Here is a 6,376-nt window from a genome sequence, read left to right on the forward strand (position 1 = left end):
CGGAGCGGCGAGCAGGCGAGAACCAGCCGCTCACTCCCCTGCCGAATCGAGCCTCGCGATCGGTCACCCCCATCGCAGAGAAGGATGACCATGTCCACGCACCGCTCTCTGGCCGGCCGCACACTGTTGATGTCCGGGGGCAGCCGCGGAATAGGCCTCGCCATCGCCGTCCGAGCCGCGCGAGACGGCGCGAACATCGCCTTCATCGCCAAGACCGCCGCCCCCGACCCCCGGCTGCCGGGCACGGTCCACACCGCGGCCGCGGAAATCGAGGCCGCCGGCGGTCAGGTCCTGCCGATCGTCGGGGACATCCGCGACGACGATGTCATCGCCGGTGCGGTGGCCAGGACAGTCGACCGCTTCGGCGGGATCGACATCGTCGTCAACAACGCCTCGGCGATCGCCCTCACCGGCATCGGCGAACTGCCGCTCAAGCGCTACGACTTGATGCAGGACATCAACGCACGCGGCACCTTCGCCCTCACATCGGCCGCACTGCCGCATCTCCTCAACTCGTCGGCGCCACGCGTCCTCACCCTCTCGCCGCCGCTCAACCTCGACCGCCGCTGGCTGGCCCGCCACGCGCCCTACACCGTCAGCAAGTACGCGATGACCATGCTGACGCTCGGTGTGGCCGAGCAGTACCGGGATCAGGGCATCGGCGCCGGCTGCCTGTGGCCACGGACGCTGGTCGCCACCGCCGCCGTACAGAACATCGTGGGCGGCGACGGCGGGATGCGAGCGTCCCGCCGACCGGAGATCATGGCCGACGCGGCGGCCGTGGTCCTCACTCTTCCCACGGCGGAAGTCAACGGGCAGTGCTACGTCGACGAGGACGTGCTGCGTGCCGCAGGTGTCTCCGATCTGTCGCGCTACCTCCACGACGGAGCCACCGAGGAGAATCTCGAAACCGACCTCTTCCTATGAACAGGCTCAGACACATGTCCGCAGTACGCATGGAACGGGACGCCGATGTGGCCGTCGTCGTCCTCGACAATCCGCCGCTCAACCTCTTCGACGAGGAGGTGTTCGCCGCGTGGGAACGCACGGTCGGCGAACTCGTGGCGCTGACGGATCCCGCCCGGGACGGCCGCGCTCGGGCCGTCCTGATCGAGGCGCGTGGCAAGATCGTATCGGCCGGGGTGGACGTTTCAATGTTCGCCGAGATCGCCGCGGGCCCCGATTCCGTGGTCACGGCTGGCGCGTTGTGGGAGCGCCTGCTGCGCATCGTGCAGACCATCGAGGAGTTGCCCGTCCCCACTGTCTTCGCCGCTCACGGTCTGACGCTCACGGCCGCCTTCGAACTGGCCCTGGCCTGTGACCTCCTGATCGCCGCCGAAGGCGCTTCGTTCGGCCTGGTCGAGACCGTGGTCGGCCTCACCCCCTCGATGGGTGGGCCGCAACGCCTGGCGGAACGAGCCGGCCCCGCACGGGCGAAGGAGCTCATCTACTCGGGAGAGCGCTACCCGGCTCGGGCCCTCGAACGCTGGAACGTGGTCAACAAGCTCCTGCCCGACGAGGGATTCGCGGAGGCGGTGCGAGAGCACGTCCGTCGGCTCGCTGCGGGCCCGACATGCGCTCACGCCGCCACCAAGCGTCTGGTCACCACTGCCGTACGCGAGGGTGTACGAGCAGCCGACGCAGAGGTTGCCGCCGTCTCCGGCGCCCTCTTCGTCACCGACGATCTCACCGCCGCTATTGCTTCTTTCCTGCGCGACGGCCCCGGAAAGGCCACCTTTCAGGGCCACTGACCCGAGGACCCAACTCCATCAGTTCTCGTCCGTCCATGCGGAGGATGTGGTCGCCGACGGTCGACGAGGTCCTCACGGTCGTAGGTCGGCCTCACCACGCATGGCCATCCTCACGAAGGCCTCACCCATTGACCGTGACAGAGCTGATCCGGTCTGTGATGAAGGTCTCGACGAGATCGACGAACTCCTCTGGTGTGGTGTTTTGCAGGTCGTGCCAGCCACCGGGAATCAGTCGGAAGTCCCCCTCTGGCAGGACGGTGCGGAAGACCTCCTCCTGGGACGGCTTCAGGATCTCATCGTCGGTGCCGAGCAGTCCCAGCACCGGGATCCCGCGCTCACGCACGACGGCGATCGCCTCGGTGGCCTCCATGTCCGGGGGCGTCATCCGCATCATCCGCATCCGGTTCGCCATCTGGCGGGCGACGTACCCAGGAGTGGCCCACGGCTTGTTGGGGTGGATCGCAGGAGCGCCTGCCGGCAGAGGGTGCTGGTCCTGCGGCCGGCTCGGCGCCATGGATGCTTCGAGGACGATGCCCTGTACCCGGTCCGGGATCTTCGCGGTCATGTGCAGGGCGTTGGCGCCGCCCATGGAGGTTGCCAGCAGGACGAACGGCCCGTCGACGAGGTGTGCGACCGCTTCGGCCAGCAAAGCGCCGATCTCGCTCTGGGGCAGGGGCCGGTCCATGTCCGTCTGGTCGCCCCAGCCTGGGGGGTTGATCTCCACGACGCGGTACCGCTCGGCCAGGCGGTCCTTGGCGGTGGACATCTCCAGGCCGGCGGATCCGGGCAGTGAAACGATGGTGCCCAGGGGCGCGGCGGGGGCGGCTTCGGCGTAGTGCAGGGTGAATCCGGCGGCCGTGACGGTTGCCCCCGTGAAGGCGGCTCCGGGCTGCGGGACCGGGGGCAGCGCGGCGGAGGGGGCAGGGAGTTCGGCCTTTGTCAGCATGGCGGCCAGGGCGTCGATGAGCGCGGGGAGGTCCTCAGAGGTCGCCGCGGTTCCGAAGAGGTAGAAGTCCGGGCGGCTGAGGTAGGCGACCAGACCGTGGTCGTCCAGGAAGGTTCGGTAGGTGCCGTCGACGTCCTCGACGTGGTCCGGACCGAGGACAACGACGTGCACGTTCAGTCGCTCCAGCAGGTCGAAATGGGCCGGCGTGAGCAGCTGCGCGACCGGGATTCGGCTGACCAGCTGGAAGCCGAATCCGACGAGGTCGTCGAGCAGTCCGCTGCGCGCACCGATACGGACACGTCCCTGCGGGCTCAGCGAGCCGGCCAGCGGAGCCGGACTGCCCTCGGCCGTGCTCTGCAGGAATCCGCTCGTCAGCGTCGGCATCGACGGCCGTGGTACCTCGCCGGAGCGCAGGAAGGCGTCACGGGCGGCGGCCTTGTCCGGGTCGGTCTCCGCGGCCAGGGCCCAGGCCATCAGCGAACCCTGGATGAGGGGGGCGACGTGGGCGAGCCGCTCCGGGCCGTAGCTGTCCAAAACCGAGGCGGATGCCCGGCCATCGAACACGAGGTCAAGACGCCATGCGAGGTTGATGGCGTCCCGCATCGCGCTGCACGATCCCTGGGCCATACCGGGAGTCATGAGGTGGGCGGCGTCACCGCCGATGAAGACGTTGCCCTCCCGCATCCGGTCGGCGATCTCGGAGCGGAACCGGTAGGTTTTGTGCCGCGTGATGCGCACCGACTGCGCTTTGATGCCGGTCTTGTCCTGCAGGAAGCCCAGTGCGTGCTCCTCGGTGCGGACCTCGGCGGGGTCGTCGGGCAGCAGCCTCATGTCGATGCGGCATCGCCGGTCGCCATTCGGGCCCCAGTAGTAGGCGCGGGGGGCTTCCAGGTGGATCTCGGTGGGCGGGGTGGCGACCTCGGAATCGATGATGTCGAAGTCGGTCATCAGCCACTCGTCGTCATGGCGGTGGATCACGTCCATGCTGATGCCGACCGCGTCCCGGACGAAACTCGATCCGCCGTCCATGCCGACGGCGTAGCGGGCGTTCACACGGATCTGCTCACCGTCCGCGGTCCTGGTGGCGGTGACGACGACCCGGTCACCGAGGTCCTCGACGCCGGTGGCCGGCGCCCCCCAGAACACCTGCACCGTCGGGCAGGCGGCCACCCGGGCGTGCATGGCGGCTTCAATGTTGGGCTGGTGGAGGCTGAGGTGGAGAGGGTGGCCGCACACCGTGCCGCTCCAGTCGTCCACGAGAGCCGGCTTGCCGTCGGCGCCGTAGACGCTCCCGGTCGCCTGGGGCACGGACTCCTTGAGCGCTTCGGCGGGGTCGGCTGCGTGTTGCAGGACACGGGCGATCTCGCCGTCGAGCGTGCTCATCCGGGGCAGGTTGTAGGGGGCAGGGAACTTCTCCAGCACGGCCACCTTGTGGCCTCGTTGTCCCAGGAGGGAAGCCAGCACGGCACCTCCCGGCCCGTATCCGACAATGGCGACGTCGACATTGATGTCCATAGCGGCTCCTGATGTGGCATGGGCGGTCAGGCTTCCCCTACAGCCCAGGGTGTCGTGGCGTGCGGCTCAATGCCCGCCGACGCCTGCAGTGTCCGGATGGGTGCGGGCGGCAGGCGGTCGGCGAGGGCTGAGACGGGAGTCGGTCTCCTCATGTGAGGGGCTTCCACAGCAGACGGCCGTAGTCGTTGCCGTTGGGCAGCCGCAGGATGGTGTGGATGTGGAAGCGGGCCGGGGCCGGATTGGTCAGATACATGCCGGCGTGGTGGTCGAACTCGACGAGCACCACCGGGCTCTGCACCCGGTAGTAGAACGGCTGCTCGTCGTCGATGCCGCCGATCCAGGTCAGGTACGTCTCCGGCAGATGCGCACGCACCTCGCGCATCCGGGCGGCCCGTGGGCCTTCGGGCAGCAAAACGCTGTACTGCTCGATGACGTCCAACAGCAACCGCTGCTGCTCGTCGTCCAGTTCGGTGGCACAGATGCCCTCCACCGGGATGACACGGTTGTCCTGGAACGCGCCCGCGAGGAACCGCTCCTCCACCGGGTGCACCCGTCCCTCCGGCATCCGTGGATCGCGTACCTCCGGGTAACTGCGGGCCACGGAGAGCTGTGACGGAGTCAGGCTGTTGATGAACGACAGTGCGACCTGTTCACGGGCGACCAGCGGCCGGACGCCAGCCTCCGGGCCGACGTCGGTGCTGTCCGGCTCGGCACCGAGGAAGACCGGGCCGATCGCCATCCGGTCCCCCGCCACCAGGGCGTTGACGCACACGTGGTGCCCGTACAGGTGCCATCCCCACGGCTGGTCCAGGGACGGTTCGCCGAAGATGGCGAACTGGTAGCTGCCGGGATTCATCACCCCGGTCATGCCGGTGAGCTCACCGAGGAAGCCGTTGAGCTGCATCAGATGGCCAACCACGGCGTAGCCGTCCTCGCTGAGGGTCGCCCTGACCAGTCCCAGCAGCGCGTCCGCGGTCTGGTCCGAGACTTCCTCCAGGCGAAGGCCGTTGTCGTACAGCAGCACCTCGGGGTTGCTCCAGGTCCGCCACTCCGGGGCATCCAGCGGATAGGTCAGCCGCTGCCACTGCTCCTGCGTGGTGTGGCGGCGGATCTCCTCGACCGCGCGGAGCATCGCCTCGGTGGGCGGGCGTTCGGCGTCGTGGACCGCCCCTAGCTCGTAGACGCCATGGCGGACGCGGCCGTCGGTGGTGATGCCGACGTACGGGTCGCCCGCGCTCTCCCGCCACTGGCGTGCCACCTCGGCGAGCACCGGAATGCTCAGCCGGGCTTCGGCGAACGTCCGAGCCGTGTGCTCCTGCAGGCCGGCGACACGCGGATCGTCGGGTGCTGGGACGTAATGACGGAACTGCGTGGCATGCCGCAGGTCGGTCTCAGGCGGCTTCGACATGATGACTCCTTCTGACAGTGACCAGGTCGACGAGGTCGTCAACAGCGTCCTTGTCCAAGCCCAGGCCCGCCTGCAGCGAGCCGCCCTTCGCGTCGCGCATCGGTCCGGACTGGCCGAAGCCGGAGTGGAGCAGTGGACGAGGTCGGGGCAGTGCGGGCGCAGGTCCTCGTGGCCCAGACCGAGGCGGGCCATGGCGCCCGCCCGGAAGTTCTCCACCATGACATCGCTGCGGCGTGCCAGGCACCGCACGATGCCGGCGCCGACGGGTGACTTCAGGTCGACCGGGAGGCTCCGCTTGTCGATCTTGAGGAGGTCCGCGCGGCCGGACAGGACGGTCGTGCGGTAAGGGCCGGCCAGGGCCCCTGTCACATCGAGGACGCCTACGCCCCGAAGGAAGGCCGGGCCAGGGTCAGCGGACTCCGCTGTCGCTGTCATAGTGCCCTTCATTTCTCTTCGGTCCATAATACGGACCAGTGGACCGCAGTAAGGGCCTTCGGCAAAGTTAGGCCCGTGATTCTGGGAGCGTCAAGCAGGCGGACAGGATGCTCTTGAATCCCGCGATCTTGGGCACTACGACGCGGCGACTCAAGCCGCCACACAACCCCGCGGGCAACCGACAGGGTGCCACCAGTACCAACTGGACCGGACGGATAAATGGCTAAGTGCGTTGTGGCAAAGGGAGTCCCTGTTCGATGAGCAGGGGCTTCGTCGTGTGCGGGGCATGATCGCGGAGGGGTAGGGGCAGGCAGTGGACGG

Annotated in this window: 4 protein-coding genes and 1 pseudogene; 2 read left to right on the top strand and 3 right to left on the bottom strand. The window is 68.5% G+C overall.

The annotated features are described in order from the left end of the window. Positions 1 to 90 precede the first annotated feature (90 nt). Both ACWCQ1_RS41975 and ACWCQ1_RS41980 read left to right on the top strand, forming a co-directional pair. Positions 91 to 927 (top strand): SDR family oxidoreductase, encoded by an 837-nt coding sequence (locus tag ACWCQ1_RS41975; RefSeq protein WP_451028850.1) that lies wholly within the window; start codon positions 91 to 93, stop codon positions 925 to 927. 14 nt (positions 928 to 941) lie between these two features. Continuing rightward, the gene (locus ACWCQ1_RS41980; RefSeq protein WP_451028851.1) at positions 942 to 1,751 is read left to right on the top strand and encodes an enoyl-CoA hydratase/isomerase family protein; all 810 of its coding nucleotides are present in this window, start codon (positions 942 to 944) and stop codon (positions 1,749 to 1,751) included. A gap of 121 nt (positions 1,752 to 1,872) precedes the next feature. On the opposite strand, the gene ACWCQ1_RS41985 is transcribed toward ACWCQ1_RS41980, so the two are convergent. The 3 genes and pseudogenes from ACWCQ1_RS41985 to ACWCQ1_RS41995 form a co-directional block, all read right to left on the bottom strand. Beyond that, entirely contained in the window at positions 1,873 to 4,212 is a 2,340-nt protein-coding gene (locus ACWCQ1_RS41985; RefSeq protein ID WP_451028852.1) for a bifunctional 3-(3-hydroxy-phenyl)propionate/3-hydroxycinnamic acid hydroxylase, read from the bottom strand. A 148-nt stretch (positions 4,213 to 4,360) separates the two neighbouring features. Further along, complete coding sequence (locus tag ACWCQ1_RS41990) at positions 4,361 to 5,620, bottom strand: DUF3500 domain-containing protein (RefSeq protein ID WP_451028853.1); 1,260 nt, start codon at positions 5,618 to 5,620, stop codon at positions 4,361 to 4,363. Between the two features lie 135 nt (positions 5,621 to 5,755). Next, positions 5,756 to 6,082, bottom strand: a pseudogene (locus tag ACWCQ1_RS41995) (CoA transferase); the annotation flags it as partial. Positions 6,083 to 6,376 lie beyond the last annotated feature (294 nt).

The sequence above is a fragment of the Streptomyces sp. NPDC002144 genome (assembly GCF_053593695.1).